We start from the raw sequence: 16,503 nt of genomic DNA on the forward strand, positions 1-16,503 counted from the left end.
GTTTCCTTTCCGCGTACTGCATTTTCGATGAAAGGAAATCCGGTGGCACAGAAGGTTCAGGTCCTTCTTGTCGATGACCTCGACGGCGGGGAGGCGGACGAGACCGTGACGTTCGCGCTGGACGGCAAGTCCTACGAGATCGACCTCACCACCGCCAACGCGGACAAGCTCCGTGACCTGCTCGAGCCGTACACCAAGAATGGACGTCGTACCGGTGGGCGCAGCGCCGGTTCCCGCGGCAAGGGCCGCGTCGCCGCCTCCGGCGGCAGCCCGGACACCGCGAAGATCCGCGCGTGGGCCAAGGAGAACGGCTACAACGTGAACGACCGTGGCCGCGTGCCCGCCGAGATCAAGGCGGCCTACGAGGACGCCAACCGCTGACGGCCTCGCTGCTGAGCGCCCGCCCCCGCCTCCGGCTCCGGCCGGCGGGCCCGGGCAGCACTCAGCAGCCGCACCCGGTGGCACTCGGCGGCCGCGGCGGCCACGAGCCGCACCAGACAGGGGGAGCCCGCCTCGGCGGCGCGTCCCCGCAGCGAGGGCCGCAGGGCCGGCAGCGAGGCCTCGACCTCGTGCCCCGGCTCCGGGGCCCTCAGCCACACCGCGGCCCCCGGCGCGCCGGAACCGCTCCGACCGGTGGGTTTCCAGCCGGGGGGCACAGGGGCGGTCATCCGGCCGCCGGTGCCGAGCATCGCCAGATCCAGTGAGATCCCGCCCCACTCCAGCCAGTCGAGCAGTCCGGGAAGCTCCTCCGCGCTCCCCGCGGCGACCAGCAGCCGCATCCGCCGCCCCATGAGGGCCACCGGACCGACGGCGGCGCCCATCCGGCGCAGCACGCCGTGACCGGCCGGCGCGGGCAGCTCCAGGACGTCGAACCGCAGTCCCGTCACCAGCCGCACCGGTGGCCCGGGCGCGGTGGCCCAGCCCAGCTCCTGCTCGTACCACCACGCCAGACCGCCGTCGATCGGCGAGCGGGGCGGCGGGACGGTGAGGGCCATACCGGAGGAACGCCTCCGGCGACCGGCGGGTTACGGGGACGGTGACCCTGCGTCCTCGGTCCGGAGCGCGCTGTGTCCATCATGGGGGCGTACGGGTGCATTCGGCCGCGCAAGGTTGTTCGCCCGTAGCGGAGGGAACCGGGGTGCGCCGCATGGAGTGTCCCTGCTTACGGGTAAGACATTCCATGTGAGGAGGGGCGTCTCGCGGGCCGAAGCGTCTCACGTTCGCCATCGGCGTACTGGAGCCGGGGCTAACAGCTTGGCCTGCGGGAACATCGTCTCGCACCATCGAGTTGGAGCATTTGTCGGCTGTTCGGCAGCAGGTCTCCCCGAGAAGTAAGGGGGTGATCCGGACGGATGTCGGCAGTTGGAATGAGCGGTCCCCGCTTGCGGGACTAAGCTGCGGAAGGACAGGGAGGGGATCGACCCCTAACTGACTGACCGCTCTGAGGAGCGATTAACGATGTTCGAGAGGTTCACCGACCGCGCGCGGCGGGTTGTCGTCCTGGCTCAGGAAGAAGCCCGGATGCTCAACCACAACTACATCGGCACCGAGCACATCCTCCTGGGCCTTATCCACGAGGGTGAGGGTGTCGCCGCTAAGGCCCTGGAGAGCCTCGGGATTTCGCTCGAGGCGGTCCGCCAGCAGGTGGAGGAGATCATCGGCCAGGGCCAGCAGGCCCCGTCCGGGCACATCCCCTTCACCCCTCGTGCCAAGAAGGTCCTGGAGCTGTCGCTCCGGGAGGCCCTCCAGCTCGGCCACAACTACATCGGCACCGAGCACATCCTGCTCGGCCTGATCCGCGAGGGCGAGGGCGTCGCCGCCCAGGTCCTCGTGAAGCTGGGCGCCGATCTCAACCGGGTCCGGCAGCAGGTCATCCAGCTGCTCTCCGGCTACCAGGGCAAGGAAGCCGCCACCGCGGGCGGTCCTGCCGAGGGCACGCCCTCGACGTCCCTGGTCCTCGACCAGTTCGGCCGCAACCTCACCCAGGCGGCCCGCGAGTCCAAGCTCGACCCGGTCATCGGGCGCGAGAAGGAGATCGAGCGGGTCATGCAGGTGCTGTCCCGCCGGACCAAGAACAACCCGGTCCTCATCGGCGAGCCCGGCGTCGGAAAGACGGCGGTCGTCGAGGGCCTGGCCCAGGCCATCGTCAAGGGCGAGGTGCCCGAGACCCTCAAGGACAAGCACCTCTACACCCTCGACCTCGGTGCCCTGGTCGCCGGCTCGCGCTACCGCGGTGACTTCGAGGAGCGCCTGAAGAAGGTCCTCAAGGAGATCCGCACCCGCGGCGACATCATCCTGTTCATCGACGAGCTCCACACCCTGGTGGGTGCGGGTGCCGCCGAGGGCGCGATCGACGCCGCCAGCATCCTCAAGCCGATGCTGGCCCGCGGTGAGCTCCAGACCATCGGTGCCACCACGCTCGACGAGTACCGGAAGTACCTGGAGAAGGACGCGGCCCTCGAGCGCCGCTTCCAGCCCATCCAGGTCGCCGAGCCGTCGCTGCCGCACACGATCGAGATCCTCAAGGGCCTGCGCGACCGCTACGAGGCCCACCACCGGGTCTCCATCACGGACGAGGCCCTCGTCCAGGCCGCGACCCTGGCCGACCGCTACATCTCGGACCGCTTCCTGCCGGACAAGGCGATCGACCTGATCGACGAGGCCGGCTCCCGGATGCGCATCCGCCGGATGACCGCGCCGCCGGACCTCCGCGAGTTCGACGAGAAGATCGCCTCCGTCCGCCGGGACAAGGAGTCCGCGATCGACTCGCAGGACTTCGAGAAGGCCGCCTCCCTGCGCGACAAGGAGAAGCAGCTCCTCGCCGCGAAGACCAAGCGGGAGAAGGAGTGGAAGGCCGGCGACATGGACGTCGTCGCCGAGGTCGACGGCGAGCTGATCGCCGAGGTCCTCGCGACCGCCACCGGCATCCCGGTCTTCAAGCTGACCGAGGAGGAGTCCTCGCGCCTGCTCCGCATGGAGGACGAGCTCCACAAGCGCGTCATCGGCCAGAAGGACGCCGTCATCGGCCTCTCGCGCGCCATCCGGCGTACGCGAGCGGGTCTGAAGGACCCGAAGCGCCCCGGCGGCTCGTTCATCTTCGCCGGCCCGTCCGGTGTCGGTAAGACCGAGCTGTCCAAGGCGCTCGCCGAATTCCTCTTCGGCGACGAGGACGCGATGATCTCCCTCGACATGTCGGAGTTCAGCGAGAAGCACACGGTCTCCCGCCTCTTCGGTTCTCCCCCCGGATACGTGGGCTACGAAGAGGGCGGCCAGCTCACCGAGAAGGTGCGCCGCAAGCCGTTCTCCGTGGTCCTCTTCGACGAGGTCGAGAAGGCCCACCCCGATATCTTCAATTCCCTTCTCCAGATCCTGGAGGACGGTCGCCTGACCGACTCCCAGGGCCGGGTCGTGGACTTCAAGAACACGGTCATCATCATGACGACCAACCTCGGGACCAGGGACATCTCGAAGGGCTTCAACCTGGGCTTCGCGGCCCAGGGCGACACGAAGTCCAACTACGAGCGGATGAAGGCGAAGGTCAGCGACGAGCTGAAGCAGCACTTCCGCCCGGAGTTCCTCAACCGTGTGGACGACATCATCGTCTTCCCGCAGCTGACCCAGGACGACATCCTCCAGATCGTCGACCTGATGATCGGCCGTGTCGACGAGCGCCTGAAGGACCGGGACATGGGCATCGAGCTCTCCCAGACCGCGAAGGAGCTCCTCGCGAAGAAGGGCTACGACCCCGTTCTCGGCGCCCGTCCGCTCCGCCGGACGATCCAGCGCGAGATCGAGGACACCCTGTCCGAGAAGATCCTCTTCGGCGACCTGCGGCCCGGCCACATCGTGGTCGTGGACACGGAGGGCGACGGCGAGGAGCGGAAGTTCACCTTCCGCGGCGAGGAGAAGTCGGCCCTGCCGGACGTCCCTCCGGTGGAGGCGGCCGGCGGCCCGGGTCCGAACCTGTCGAAGGACGCGTGACCTGACGCTGCGCTGAGCCGAGCCGAGCGCTGAAGGGGCGGCCCTGGAACCTGACGGTTCCGGGGCCGCCCCTTTGCGTGCGTGCGGTCAGGCGCGGATCCGGAGGGTGGCCGGAAGGTGCTCGGCGCCGGTGAGGGTGAGGCCCGTGACCTGGAGTTCCGTGAGGTGGGGGAGGGCGGCGAGCGCGGAGACCTCCAGAGTGCCTTCCACCCCGGGGAACAGAGTCAGGCCCCGCAGAGCAGGGAAGCTCCGGACGATCCGGTCCAGCGACGGCAGGGCGTTGATCGTCTGGAGGACCAGATGGTCGACGCCGGGCAGCCGGATGTCGTCCAGGCACGTGTCGAGGTCGACCGAGTCGATGCAGAGCATCGGAACCCGCGGCAACGCCGCCAGTTGCTGCCAGCCCTCGGCCGTCAGGTCCGCGTCCCAGAGCACGAGCTGATCCAGGCTCCCGCAGTGGGCCAGTTCCGCGAGTCCGTCCACGGGCCAGGACGAGAAGGCAAGACTCTCCAGCGGCCCTCGGGTCGGGAGGTCCGCGAGCCGCCAGCGCGCCTCGTCGGGCAGGTCAAGGGAGAGCCTCTCGACCCGGGTGAGCGAGCTGAGCGCGGATAGATCCGGTCGTACCGCCGTCCGCTCCAGATGCAGGACCCGGGGCTTGCAGCGCGCGAGCAGGGCGGCCGTCTGCTCGTCGGACACCTGGTGGAGGATTTCGAGCCGGTCGGGCAGCGGGGTGAGACGCAGGACCTCGCGGGCCCTTTCGTCGTCGGCGACGCTGTAGTGCAGGTCGGTGGGGTCCACCCGGGCCACGATCGCCTCCGTGTACGGCTTCGCCTCGAAGCGCCCCCACCCCCAGACGAGCTGCGAGCGGACCTCCAGAGAGGAGTGGTCGGCGAACCGCGCCAGGTAGGGGATCGCCGCGTCGACCGTGATGTGGGTGGCGGTCGTCACCACCATGCGGGCCTCTTCGTCGCTCAGCCCTTCGGGGCCGGGGAGCAGGTCGAGGACGAGCCGGCCCACCCTGGCCAGCTCCCGCGCCTCGTCCGGGGTGCGGGGCGGGATGATCTCCGCCGTGCGGGCCAGGACCTCGGCGCGGACCTCCGGTGGCACCTCCGTCGCATGGTCCAGGGCCGAGGCCGCGAGGAGCAGGACGCGGAGCTGCCGGCTCCGGTCCTGGGGGTTGGCGTCCGCCGCGGCCAGCAGCTCGCGCAGGATCTCCGCGCACTCGCGCGGCCGGGCGTGGCCGACCGCCATGCGGATGACGTCCTCCCACTGGTCGTCGGCGGCGTGGGAGACCAGCACGCCGATGTCCCAATGGTCCACGAGTGCCTTGGCGGCCAGGTAGTCCTGGAAGGTGCGGTGGACGAAGTCGACGGTGTCGGCGGTGGGCTCGCGCAGCAGGCCACTGCGGTGCAGCAGGTGGGTGAAGACCTTCTCCGGGTCGTGCGCCGAGGCGTCCGGGACCGCCGGTACGGCCTCCTGGACGATCGACCGGGCGTGGTCGCGGTCCATCTGGGTGCGGCCGTTGAGCGTGAGCCAGTACGCGAGGCGCTGGATCAGCTGGATCTGCGGGGCCTCGTCGAGGGCGATGCCGTACGGGGTGCCCATGTCCCGCTCCCGGTCGCGGCGCGCGAGCAGCATGGACAGGGCGGCCTCGTACAGCGCCTTGCGGCCCCGGGGGAGATAGCCGCGGCGGTCCCGGTGGAGGGCGCAGATCAGACCGCACATCAGGGGGTTGGTGGCGAGCTGGGCGACGTGTTCGGTGGTGCGCAGGGCGTCGAGGAGCGGCTGCTCGTACGGGGCGGCGTCCGGCCCGGCGGCCTGGTGCCAGCGGCGTACGAAGGTGGCCACCTCGGTACGGGTCATGGGGGAGAGGGTCAGCTCGGTGAAGCCGTCCCTGGCCAGCCAGTCGTCGCCCACGGCGCTGGGGCGCGAGGTCACCAGCCAGCGGTTGCCGTCCCCGTAGGCGGCGAGGAGGTCGCGGAGCCAGCCGCGGGCCCGGCCGCGTTCGGCCTCGGGGATCTCGTCGATCCCGTCGACCAGGACCAGGCCGCGCCCGGCCGTCAGGACCCGGTCGACCCAGCCGTCGGGCGCGGTGAGGGGGCAGCCGGCGGCGGAGAGGAAGTGCTCGGCGGCGGGCAGCCGCTCGCCGTGCCGGGTGAGGGCGCGCAGGGGCAGGACGAAGGGGATGCGGCCGTGGAGGTAGGCCATGCCCTCGGCCTGCCGGCTGGTCGCGGCGGACACGGTCAGCCACTGCACGAGGGTGGTCTTGCCGGAGCCGGCGAGGCCGCGCAGGAGGATGCGGGGGTGCCGGGCGAGCGCGAGGTCCGCGCGGACGGGGCCGCCGGCCGTGCGGACCGCGGAGCCGTGGGGCGAGTCGGGGTCGCGCCTCGCGTACCAGGCCTCGTGCCAGTGGGGGTCGCTCCCCGCGGGATCGGGCCCCGTCGCCTCCAGCGACAGATACGCCATGTCCAGCGGCCACTCGTCCGGCGAGTGGTGCAGGTCGATGCCGTAGATCGTGAGCCGGCCGTGCTTCTTCGCCAGGTGGGCCAGGTAGCGCCGTTCGAAGTCCGCGTCGCGGACGTCCGGGTGCGCGATCCGGTCGGTCAGGCGGTCCAGCTTCGTCCCCAGCTCGGCCTGGCCGCGGGACTGCTCGACGAGGGTCCTGGCCACGAAGGTGGAGCGCTGGGTGAAGAACTCGAGAATGTGACGGCAGGCGGCTTCGGTGACGGCGTCCAGGAAGAGGACGGACGCGGTGGCGAGGCCGTCCGGCGGCGGGGCGGCGGCGCGCAGGCGCTGGGCGAGGGCCTGGTGGCCGAGGCGGACGGCCTGGACGTCGTCCATGTCGAGGTCGCCGAGGGCGAGGAGGCGGGAGGCCAGGGCGTCGGCGACGGCCTCGGTCTCGTCGGCGGGGAACGGGGGCTCGCCGGGGCCGGTGGCGGCCCGTTCCACGAGGGTGGCGGCGAGCCGGCGGACGTCCTTCTCGGTGAGCGTGCGCTTCTCGCCGCGGAAGGAGACCAGGGCGGAGAGCCGGACCTTCCGCGCCCCGCCCGGCAGGCCGGCCCCCGGACCGTCGCCCGCCAGCAGTTTCCTCAGCAGCGGGCCGATCGCCGCCGAGGCGAGCCGGGTGCCGATGAGTGCCGGATCCATGTGTGTCCCCCGCGTCGTCCACGTACGTCCCCGAAAGCCGTCAGCGTAGTCCGGGACGGCCTCGCTAGGCCGTGATCCGCGTGACCCAGGTCCCATTCGCGCCCCGGCCGTGGTGACAAGGCGCACAGGGGTTTCGAAGGGTACTAGGCGGAATAGTGGCGACTTTTGGTCGGGATTCGGGACGTTCAGGGCTGAACCGCCGGGACTTTGGTCCCGGAGGGTCCCGGGGCGGGCGGGCGGCGCCCTTTCGGGCGGTCCGGGCCTCCGCGACGTGCGGTTAAACAGGTCTACGCGGGTCGCTTTGTCCGATTTCGTACACGTCCCGCCGGGTCGTCAAGAGGTGAACTTCCCGGGAGATCGCTACGACGTGATGTCGTAGATGGGGTGTTTTGGCCGGGATGGGGGTCCGGGTTACCAAGGATGAGCAAGCCCGGCGCTCACCGCTCTCGCGCCGGGTCCCCGTCTGTCCGGAGGATCTCCCCCGTATGTCGAATCGCGTCATGAAGCCCAGCATCCGTACCACCGCCGTCGCCCTCGCCGCCGCGGGTCTGGGAGCGTCGTTGGTGGCCGGAGCCGGCTCCGCGTTCGCCGCCGAGGGCAAGGCCGCCGTCGCCAACACGCAGACCGCCGTGGCCGCGTCCGCCGCCGTCGCCAAGCAGGCCGACGTCCAGGCCAAGGCCGCAGCCCAGCTGGCCGCCCAGGTCAAGGCCGCAGCCGCCAAGGCCACCGCCCAGAAGCAGGCCGTCGCCAAGAAGGTCGTCAAGAAGGCGGCCGCGAAGAAGGCCGCCGCCTGGGTCAAGCCGGTCAACGGCTACACCCTGACCGCCAGCTTCAACCAGGGCGGTGCCATGTGGGCCCACAAGCACTCCGGCCAGGACTTCGCCGTTCCGGTCGGCACCCCGGTCAAGGCGGCCGGTGCCGGCACCGTCGTGAAGGCCGGCCCGTACGGCGGCGGTGACGGCCCCGCGTACGGCAACGCCATCGTCGTGAAGCACGCCAACGGCACCTACTCGCAGTACGCCCACCTGTCGAAGATCAAGGTCCACGTCGGGCAGAAGGTCTCCGCCGGCCAGCGGATCGCCCTCTCGGGCAACACCGGAAACTCCTCCGGCCCGCACCTGCACTTCGAGATCCGCACCACCCCGAACTACGGTTCCGCCGTGAACCCGGCCGCCTTCCTGCGGTCCCACGGCGTCTCCATCTGACGGTGACGTGACGGGTCAGGCCCGATAGGCCTGCTCGATCAGATCGAGGGCGACCTCGAGGACGGCTTCGTGCTTCTCCTCGGGGTCGCCCTCGACGTTCTGCATGAAGAAGGTCCCCGCGTGCAGCGTGAAGATCGCGCTGATGGAGCGGACCTTGTCGGTCATCGTGAAGTCCGGCTCCTGGACGAGACCCGTCAGCGCGATCATGCGCTCCTTGAAGGTCAGGCCGACGCTCAGCTTGCTGACCGCCGCCTGGTTGTCCTGCATGAAGCGGAAGAGCGGGGCCGCGGCGAGCAGGGCCCGCTGGTAGCGGCGGAGGATCTCCTGCTTCGTCTCCAGGGTCCGCGGCTGCGTGCCCGCCCACTCGATCAGCTGGTCCATGGGCCGGGTGAGGTCCTGGAAGATGCTGATGAGGATGTCTTCCTTGGTCTTGAAGTGGTAGTAGAGCGCGGCCTTGGTGACGTCGAGGCGTTCGGCGATCTCGCGCAGCGAGGTCTGCTCGTATCCCTGCTCGGCGAAGAGTTCGAGGGCCACGTCCTGGATCCGCTGACGGGTGTTGCCTCTGGCCATGGTCTGCTCGCTCTCACGGAAACTTACTTGACGCCCGGCTAGTGACGGGTCTACCGTCCCCAGTGTAGTAACTAGCCGGGCGGCAAGTAAGGATCGACATGGCGACCACCGACCAGACCACACCCGAGACCACGGCGGAGCGGCCGGAACAGGCGGCGGACCCGGCGGACGCGACGCAGCCGCGCAGCGTCCGGGTCGTCCTCCTCGCCCTGATGATCGCGATGCTGCTCGCCATGCTGGACAACATGATCATCGGCACCGCGATGCCCACGATCGTCGGTGAGCTCGGCGGCCTGGAGCACCTCTCCTGGGTCGTCACCGCCTACACCCTGGCCACCGCCGCCTCCACGCCCCTCTGGGGCAAGCTCGGCGACATGTACGGCCGCAAGGGCGTCTTCCTCGGCTCGATCGTGCTCTTCCTCATCGGCTCCGCGCTCAGCGGCATGGCCCAGGACATGGGACAGCTCATCGGCTTCCGCGCCGTGCAGGGCCTGGGCGCCGGCGGTCTGATGGTCGGCGTGATGGCGATCATCGGTGACCTGATACCGCCCCGGGACCGCGGCAGGTACCAGGGCATGATGGCCGGCGTCATGGCCCTCGCCATGATCGGCGGACCGCTGGTCGGCGGCACCATCACCGACCACTGGGGCTGGCGCTGGTCCTTCTACATCAACCTGCCGCTCGGCGCCGTCGCCCTCGCGATGATCACCGCCGTGCTCCACCTGCCGAAGAAGCGGCGCACCGCCGGCACCCCGATCGACTTCCTCGGCGCGGCCCTGCTGACCGTGGGCATCACCGCGATCGTCCTCGTCACCACCTGGGGCGGTACCGAGTACGCCTGGGGCTCGGCCACCATCGTCGGCCTCGCGGCCGGCGGCGTCCTCGCCCTCGTGGCCTTCCTCTTCGTCGAGAACCGCGCGAGCGACCCGATCGTGCCGCTGCACATCTTCCGCAGCCGCAACTTCACCCTGATGTCCGTGATCGGCTTCCTCACCGGCTTCGTGATGTTCGGCGCGGTGCTGTTCCTGCCGCTGTTCCAGCAGTCCGTGCAGGGCGCGTCGGCGACCAACTCCGGGCTGCTGCTCCTGCCGATGCTGCTGTCGATGATGGTCGTCTCGATGATCTCCGGCCGCGTCACCACCAGCAGCGGCAGGTACAAGGCCTTCCCGATCGCCGGCTCGGCGCTCATGGTCGGCGGCCTGTTCCTGCTCGCCCAGATGGACACCGGCACCTCGCGGCTCACCACCGGCCTCTTCATGGCCGTCCTCGGCGCCGGCACGGGCTTCCTGATGCAGATCACCATGCTCGTCGCGCAGAACAGCGTCGAGATGAGGGACATGGGCGTCGCCTCCTCGTCGACCACGCTCTTCCGCACCCTCGGTTCCTCCTTCGGCGTCGCGATCATGGGCGCCCTGTTCAACCACCGGGTGCAGGAGGAGATGGCGGCCCGCGGCGGCGGCGCCGCGACCGCCCGGTCGGCCCAGCTCGACGCGGCGAGCCTGGCCCGGCTGCCGGAGGCGCTCCGCGAGGCCTACCAGCACGCCGTCGCCGCCGGCACCCACGCCGCCTTCCTGGTCGGCTCGGCCGTCGCCGTCCTCGGCTTCGTCCTCGCCTTCCTCGTCAAGGAGGAGCCCCTGCGCGGAACCGGCCTCCCCGCCAAGTAGAACCGGTCCCGCGGACGGCCCGCCGCCCCTCCCGGGGACGGCGGGGGCCGTTGTCAGTGGCGCGTGCGAACCTCGGAGGCGTGGAGACCGGCACCCCCGAGGGTGCGCGGCTGGCCCTGCTGCGCCGGCTGCGCCTCGCCAAGGACGCCATGGACCGCGACTGGGGCGAGCCGCTCGACCTGGACGCGGTGGCCGGCCACGCCGGCTATTCGCGGTTCCACTTCGTCCGCGCCTTCAAGGCGGCGTACGGGGAGACCCCCGGCCAGTACCTCTCCCGCCGCCGCATCGAGCGGGCCGAGGAGCTGCTGCGTACGGCGGACCTGACCGTCACGGAGATCTGCGGCCTGGTCGGCTTCAGCAGCCTCGGCACCTTCTCCGCCCGCTTCAAGCAGCGCACCGGGCTCACCCCCACCGAGTACCGCGCCCGGCACGTCGGCCGCGGCGCCGCGCTGATACCGGGCTGCTTCGCCCTGCTGTACGCGGGCGGGTTCCCCGGCCGCGTACAGCAGGGCGGCGGCGATCCCGGGGAGCCGGATTCAGCGGCGCCCGATTTCGAGGAGCGCAATTCCGGAGAAGCGCGCTGAGGGGAGGGCTGCCTACGGTGGACGCATGATCAAGGGACTGGGCATCACCACCGTCTGGACGCTCGACCAGGAGCGCACCAAGAGGTTCTTCACCGAGAAGCTGGGCTTCGAGGTGCGGACCGACCTCGCCATGGGGCCCATGCGCTGGGTCACCGTCGGCGCCAAGGACCAGCCGGACGTCGAGCTGGCCCTGATGAGCCCCGACGGCCCGGCCATGGACGAGGAGTCCGCGGCCGCCCTGAAGACGCTCGTCAGCAAGGGCGTCCTGGGCGCGGGCGCGTTCCACACGGACGACTGCCGCGGGGACTACGAGGAGTTCCGGGCCAAGGGGGTGGAGTTCGTCCAGGAGCCGCAGGAGCGCCCGTACGGGATCGAGGCGATCTTCCGCGACGACAACGGCAACTGGTACTCGCTGACCCAGCGCAGTGAGGAGCTGGACTTCTCCAAGGACTTCGGGATCCCCGAGGGGAAGTGAACCGGGGCGGAGCGAGCGCGGGGACGGAGCGACGCCGGGGCGGAGCGCCCCAGGGCGGGAGCGATCCCCGGCCGGAGACTCCGCCGGGGCGGACCGGCCACGGACCCGCCCCGGCGGGGGACCCCACGGAAGCGGTCAGTCCGCCAGCCGCAGCACCGGGAAGCTCCCCGTGTTCGTCGGCGCGTGCTCCGGCAGCCACAGCACCGCCACCGCGCCGCCCGCCCCGCCCGGGGTGCCCTCGGGCGCCGCGTTGCGGAAGGTCAGCCGGGCCCCGAGGACCCGCGCCTGACCCGCCGCGATGGTCAGGCCCAGGCCGTGGCCCTGGCCCGCGCGGTCGCTGCTGCCCGTACGGAAGCGGCTCGGGCCCTCCCGGAGCAGCGCCTCGGGGAAGCCGGGGCCGTGGTCCCTGACCCGGACCACCCGGCCCTCGACGGTGACCTCCACCGGGCCGGGGCCCTTGCCGTGCTTGGCGGCGTTGGCGAGCAGGTTGCCCAGGATGCGCTCCAGGCGGCGCGGGTCGGTGTTCACCCAGGACTCGTGGACGACGCGGACCACCGCGTCCGGGTCGAGGGCCCGCACCCGGCGCTCCACGAACTCGCCGAGCGCGATCTCCTGGAGCTCGGCCCGCTCCGAGGCGCTGTCGAGCCGGGCCACCTCCAGGACGTCCTCGACCAGGGTCCGCATGGCCTGCGCCCGGTCCCGTACGAGCTCGGTCGGCCGGCCCGGCGGCAGCAGTTCGGCGGCCGTGAGCAGCCCCGTGACCGGGGTGCGCAGCTCGTGCGCGATGTCCGCGGTCACCCGGCGCTCGGCCTCGATGCGCTCGTTCAGGGCGTCGGTGAGGGCGTCGATGGCCCGGGCGAGCTCGTCGGTCTCGTCGCGGACGACCCCGCCGACGGCGTCCCTGACCCGGACCCCGGTGTTGCCCTGGGCGACCCGGCCGGCCGCGGCGGCCGCCTTGCGCAGCCGGCGCGAGAGCTGGCCGCCGATGAGCACGCCGAGCGCGCAGCCGCCGAAGACCACGGAGACCGAGCCGATGATCAGGGCCCGGTCGAGGTCCTTCATGATCGTGGTGCTGCGGTCGGCGAAGGGGACGTGCAGCGACAGCACGTCGCCGTTGGCGAGCGGCACGGCGGCCCACACGTCCGGCGGCCCGCCGTCGTGCTCCTGGATGTAGGTGCCGCGTCGCCCGTCGCGCATCAGCTGGTCGAGCTGCGGCGGCAGCGCCGGGTCGTTGATCTTGGTGCCGAAGCGCGGCTCCTTGGGCTTGGAGGTCTCGTACACGCGCTGGGCGTAGATCAGCCGCCACATCTGGACCTCGCGCGCGTTGTCGAGCATGGAGACGCGGGCCGCGTTGTGGACGACGAGGCTGAGCGTGACCGCGATGAGGGCGCCGACCGCCGCGATGGCGACGGCGATCTTCCAGCGGACGCCCGTACGGAGGGCGAGCCCGTTCACCACCTGCTGACCTGCTTCGTCCTCGGCGCCCCGGTGTCCGGAGCCCGCCGTCCGCGCGCGTTCATCCCTTGAGCTTGTAGCCGAAGCCCCGGACCGTCTCGATCCGGTCCTGGCCGATCTTGGTGCGCAGCCGCTGCACGTGGACGTCCACCACCCGGGTGTCGCCGCCCCAGCCGTAGTCCCAGACCCGCTCCAGGAGCTTGTCCCGGGACAGTACCGTGCCGGGCGCCGAGGAGAACTCCAGGAGCAGCCGCATCTCGGTCGGGGTGAGCGCGACCGGCGCGCCGGCCCTGCGCACCTCCATGCCGTCGGTGTCGACCTCCAGGTCGCCGAAGGTCAGCACACCGCCCGTGGCGGCCTCCTCGCGGCCGCCGTCGCCCGCGCCCGCTCCGCCCGCGTGGCCGAAGCGGCGCAGCACGGCCCGGATCCGGGCCATGAGGACGGAACCGTCGAAGGGCTTGGTCACGTAGTCGTCCGCCCCGGCCTCCAGGCCGAGGACGACATCGATGGAGTCGGCCCGCGCGGACAGCATGATCACCGGCACGGTCGACTCGTCGCGGATGCGCCGGCACAGGCTGACGCCGTCCATCCCGGGCAGCATGACGTCGAGGAGCGCGATGTCGGGCCGGTCCGCGCGGAAGGCCTCCAGGCCGGAGAGGCCGTCGGGCATGGCCGTCACCGTGAAGCCGTCCCGCTCCAGCGCGAGCTGGGTGGCCTCACGGATGACATCGTCGTCCTCGACGAAGAGGACATGGGTCTCGGCCATGGTGCGCCGTCCGCCCTTCCTTCGTTTTCCTTCGGTTCCTTCGGCTTCCGCGGTCCGTCAGTCCGAACCGGGTTCGGTCGGCGCGGGGGCGGCACCGTCGATGCCGCCGTCGCCGACGGCCTTGCTGTAGTCGTTGTGCACCCAGTCGTGCTGGCTGAACCTGTTGCCCATCCAGCGGTAGGTGATCACGTCCTCGCCCGAGGGATACGCGACCGGGTCGCCCTTGGCGTACACCTGCTTGGTGACGATCAGGTCGCCGCGGTCGATCGTGCCGTACACCGCCGCGTCCTCGGCCATGAAGACGTTCGTGTACCTGTCGTTCTCCTCGCGGTACACGTACGTGCCGATGCCGACGGCGTCTCCGCAGGTCATCACGTTGACGACGACGTCGGGCGAGGTGGAGCCGGTGAGGTTGCCGTAGGAGGTGTCCACCGGGTAGGCGTCCGCCGCGCACGGCTTCAGGTCGGCCTTCAGCCGCTCGCCGATCTTCGGGTCGTTCTTGAGCAGGGCGATCGGGTCGACCCGCTTGGTGGCCGGCCCGGCGACCTGGCCGGGCGAGCCGGACGGCTTTGGTGTGGTCGGGGCGGTCGAGGCGACCTCGTCCGGCCGGGCCGCCCCCTCGTCACGGGAGCCGGTCCCGCCGGTCGAGCAGCCGGCCACGAGCACGCCGACGGCGGCGAGCCCGGCCATCGCCGTGACGCTCGCCGCCCGCTCTCTGGCAGTCAGAGCCTGTCCTAGGCCGCGCACCGCTCCTGCTTCCGCTCGTCGCCTCGTACGGTCGTCGCCGTGCGCACGGTCCGCACCGCGCGTACGGCCCGCGCCGTCCGCTCCAGGACACCCGCGTCCAGAGCCCGGGAGTCACCGTCGGCGGCCCGGCTCTCCAGTTCCTGGCGCAGTCGGGCCAGGGCGCGGTGGAGCGTGCTCTTCACCGTACCGGTCGACATGCCGAGCGCGGCGGCGGTCTCCTCGGTGCTCATCTGCTCCCAGTGGCGGAGCACGACCACGCTGCGCTGCTTGGGGGCGAGCACCTTCAGGATGTCCATCAGCAGGGCCCGGTCGGCGTGCTGCTCGGTGGCGTCCTCGACGCTGGCGTCGGGCAGCTGCTCGGTGGGCACCTCCTCCAGCTTGCGGGCCCGCCACCACTCGGTCCGGGTGTTGATCATGACCCGGCGGAGGTACGCGTCGGCCAGCGACTTGTCGGCGATGCCGTCCCAGCGGCCGTACGTACGGGCGAGGGCGGTCTGCAGCAGGTCCTGGGCGTCCACCGGGTCGGGCACCAGCCGGCGGGCGCTGCGCAGCAGCGCGTCCTGCCGAGTGCGTACGTACTCTTCAAAATCGAGCACCTCGCCGTGCGCCATCCCGAACCGCCTCCGATATCCCCGTGACCAGCTTCGAAGAGCTCTGGTCTGTGTCGTCGACGACGCTACGGAGCGGTTGTCACGGGGCTGTGCGGGGGAGCCGTCGGCGGGCGCACGGCTACCCATCGGTTGTGTAACAGCGGATTCATAGGTTCCGGATCCTTCGGATCGAAGGCGCCCCGGACCGTCGGCCTCCGCTCAGCTCAGCGGGAGGCGGTAACGGCCGCCCTCCAGCGGCTCGACCAGACCGTCGGCGACCAGACCGTCCAGGGCCCGGGCCCGCTGCACCGGCTCGTCCCAGACCGCGTCCAGGGCCGCCTGCTCCACCGGGTCCGAGGCATCCCTCAGGACGGCGAGCAGCTTGCCCCGCACCTGCCGGTCCGTGCCCGCGTACGTCTGGCCGCGCCGCGGCGGGCCGTCGTGGGCGGGCTTCCCGGCGAGCCGCCAGGCGCACCGGTCGGCCAGCGGGCAGCGCCCGCAGTCCTCGTTCTTCGCCGTGCACACCAGCGCGCCGAGCTCCATGGAGGCCGCCGCCCAGCGGGCCGCGGTCGCCTCGTCGTCCGGCAGCAGGGCCCGGGCCAGCCGGCGCTCGGCGGCGGTGGTGGCGTTCGGCGGGTACTGCACGCCGGTCGCCGCCCGCGCGAACACCCGGCGCACGTTGGTGTCGAGGACCGGGTGCCGCTGCCCGTACGCGAAGGAGGCCACCGCCGCGGCCGTGTACTCCCCGATCCCCGGCAGCGCGAGCAGCTGACCGTGATCGCTCGGTACGTCACCGCCGTGCCGCTCCGTTATGGCCACGGCCGCCGCGTGCAGCCGCAGCGCCCGGCGTGGATAGCCGAGCCTGCCCCAGGCGCGGACGGCCTCGCCCGGCGCCTCGCCGGCCAGGTCGGCCGGACGCGGCCAGCGCGCCAGCCACTGCTCGTACACCGGCAGCACCCGCACCACCGGGGTCTGCTGGAGCATGAACTCGCTGACCATCACGCCCCACGCCCCGGCCTCCGGGCGGCGCCACGGCAGATCGCGGGCGTGCCGGTCGAACCACGCGAGGACGGGCCCGTGCAGTTCGTCGGGAGCGGCGGGCAGGGCGGGACCGGCGGCGCCGGCGGGGGCAGGGGGATCGGCGGGGGCCTTCGGCGCCGTGCGGGCGGCGGCGGAAGGGGCCTCCGCGGAAGAGGCCCCCGAGGCAGGGGGCGCGGCGGGAGAAATCCCGGCGGGAGTCTCGGCGGAAGAGGTCTCGGGGAAAGCGGCGGCGGGAGCGGCGGGAGTGGAAGTCATGGCATCCCCGATCCTGGCACGTT

14 protein-coding genes are annotated in these 16,503 nt (G+C 71.6%); 6 read left to right on the forward strand and 8 right to left on the reverse strand.

Features of this window, described 5'->3' with window-relative positions:
* The first annotated feature begins 42 nt into the window (after window positions 1–42).
* Window positions 43–381: an Lsr2 family protein gene (locus ABTZ91_RS13335; RefSeq protein ID WP_352077247.1), complete on the forward strand. Its 339-nt coding sequence runs from the start codon at window positions 43–45 to the stop codon at window positions 379–381.
* Here the strand turns inward: ABTZ91_RS13335 and ABTZ91_RS13340 are convergent.
* Entirely contained in the window at window positions 360–995 is a 636-nt protein-coding gene (locus ABTZ91_RS13340; RefSeq protein WP_352077248.1) for an SCO3374 family protein, read from the reverse strand. The genes ABTZ91_RS13335 and ABTZ91_RS13340 overlap by 22 nt on opposite strands.
* Window positions 996–1,458: 463 nt before the next feature.
* On the opposite strand from ABTZ91_RS13340, the gene ABTZ91_RS13345 reads away from it, so the two are divergent.
* Window positions 1,459–3,981: an ATP-dependent Clp protease ATP-binding subunit gene (locus ABTZ91_RS13345; RefSeq protein WP_345487229.1), complete on the forward strand. Its 2,523-nt coding sequence runs from the start codon at window positions 1,459–1,461 to the stop codon at window positions 3,979–3,981.
* Window positions 3,982–4,068: 87 nt separating this feature from the next.
* On the opposite strand, the gene ABTZ91_RS13350 is transcribed toward ABTZ91_RS13345, so the two are convergent.
* Window positions 4,069–7,128: an NACHT domain-containing protein gene (locus ABTZ91_RS13350; RefSeq protein WP_352077249.1), complete on the reverse strand. Its 3,060-nt coding sequence runs from the start codon at window positions 7,126–7,128 to the stop codon at window positions 4,069–4,071.
* Window positions 7,129–7,613: 485 nt separating this feature from the next.
* Between ABTZ91_RS13350 and ABTZ91_RS13355 the strand changes: the two genes are divergently transcribed.
* Entirely contained in the window at window positions 7,614–8,333 is a 720-nt protein-coding gene (locus ABTZ91_RS13355) for a M23 family metallopeptidase (RefSeq protein WP_352077250.1), read from the forward strand.
* A gap of 15 nt (window positions 8,334–8,348) precedes the next feature.
* On the opposite strand, the gene ABTZ91_RS13360 is transcribed toward ABTZ91_RS13355, so the two are convergent.
* Window positions 8,349–8,903 carry a helix-turn-helix domain-containing protein gene (locus ABTZ91_RS13360; RefSeq protein WP_352077251.1) on the reverse strand — a complete coding sequence of 185 codons (555 nt, stop codon included), beginning with the start codon at window positions 8,901–8,903 and terminating at the stop codon, window positions 8,349–8,351.
* A gap of 98 nt (window positions 8,904–9,001) precedes the next feature.
* Here ABTZ91_RS13360 and ABTZ91_RS13365 point away from each other — a divergent pair, with 98 nt between their 5' ends.
* From ABTZ91_RS13365 to ABTZ91_RS13375, 3 genes are all read left to right on the forward strand, one after another.
* Entirely contained in the window at window positions 9,002–10,567 is a 1,566-nt protein-coding gene (locus ABTZ91_RS13365; RefSeq protein ID WP_352077252.1) for an MDR family MFS transporter, read from the forward strand.
* Between the two features lie 149 nt (window positions 10,568–10,716).
* On the forward strand, window positions 10,717–11,151 hold the full coding sequence (locus ABTZ91_RS13370) for a helix-turn-helix transcriptional regulator (protein ID WP_352077294.1): 435 nt from the start codon (window positions 10,717–10,719) through the stop codon (window positions 11,149–11,151).
* Between the two features lie 25 nt (window positions 11,152–11,176).
* Entirely contained in the window at window positions 11,177–11,626 is a 450-nt protein-coding gene (locus ABTZ91_RS13375; protein WP_352077253.1) for a VOC family protein, read from the forward strand.
* A 135-nt stretch (window positions 11,627–11,761) separates the two neighbouring features.
* On the opposite strand, the gene cseC is transcribed toward ABTZ91_RS13375, so the two are convergent.
* The 5 genes from cseC to ABTZ91_RS13400 form a co-directional block, all read right to left on the reverse strand.
* On the reverse strand, window positions 11,762–13,081 hold the full coding sequence (cseC, locus tag ABTZ91_RS13380; protein WP_352077295.1) for a two-component system sensor histidine kinase CseC: 1,320 nt from the start codon (window positions 13,079–13,081) through the stop codon (window positions 11,762–11,764).
* A 61-nt stretch (window positions 13,082–13,142) separates the two neighbouring features.
* Window positions 13,143–13,847, reverse strand: coding sequence for a two-component system response regulator CseB (gene cseB, locus ABTZ91_RS13385; protein ID WP_352077254.1), 705 nt, complete (start codon window positions 13,845–13,847; stop codon window positions 13,143–13,145).
* Window positions 13,848–13,904: 57 nt separating this feature from the next.
* On the reverse strand, window positions 13,905–14,537 hold the full coding sequence (locus tag ABTZ91_RS13390) for a hypothetical protein (RefSeq protein WP_407077948.1): 633 nt from the start codon (window positions 14,535–14,537) through the stop codon (window positions 13,905–13,907).
* Between the two features lie 44 nt (window positions 14,538–14,581).
* On the reverse strand, window positions 14,582–15,205 hold the full coding sequence (locus tag ABTZ91_RS13395; RefSeq protein ID WP_352077256.1) for a SigE family RNA polymerase sigma factor: 624 nt from the start codon (window positions 15,203–15,205) through the stop codon (window positions 14,582–14,584).
* 198 nt (window positions 15,206–15,403) lie between these two features.
* Window positions 15,404–16,480 (reverse strand): A/G-specific adenine glycosylase, encoded by a 1,077-nt coding sequence (locus ABTZ91_RS13400; RefSeq protein WP_352077257.1) that lies wholly within the window; start codon window positions 16,478–16,480, stop codon window positions 15,404–15,406.
* Between the last annotated feature and the right edge of the window lie 23 nt (window positions 16,481–16,503).

Source organism: Streptomyces sp. NPDC126499, assembly GCF_040302485.1.
GTDB lineage: Bacteria > Actinomycetota > Actinomycetes > Streptomycetales > Streptomycetaceae > Streptomyces.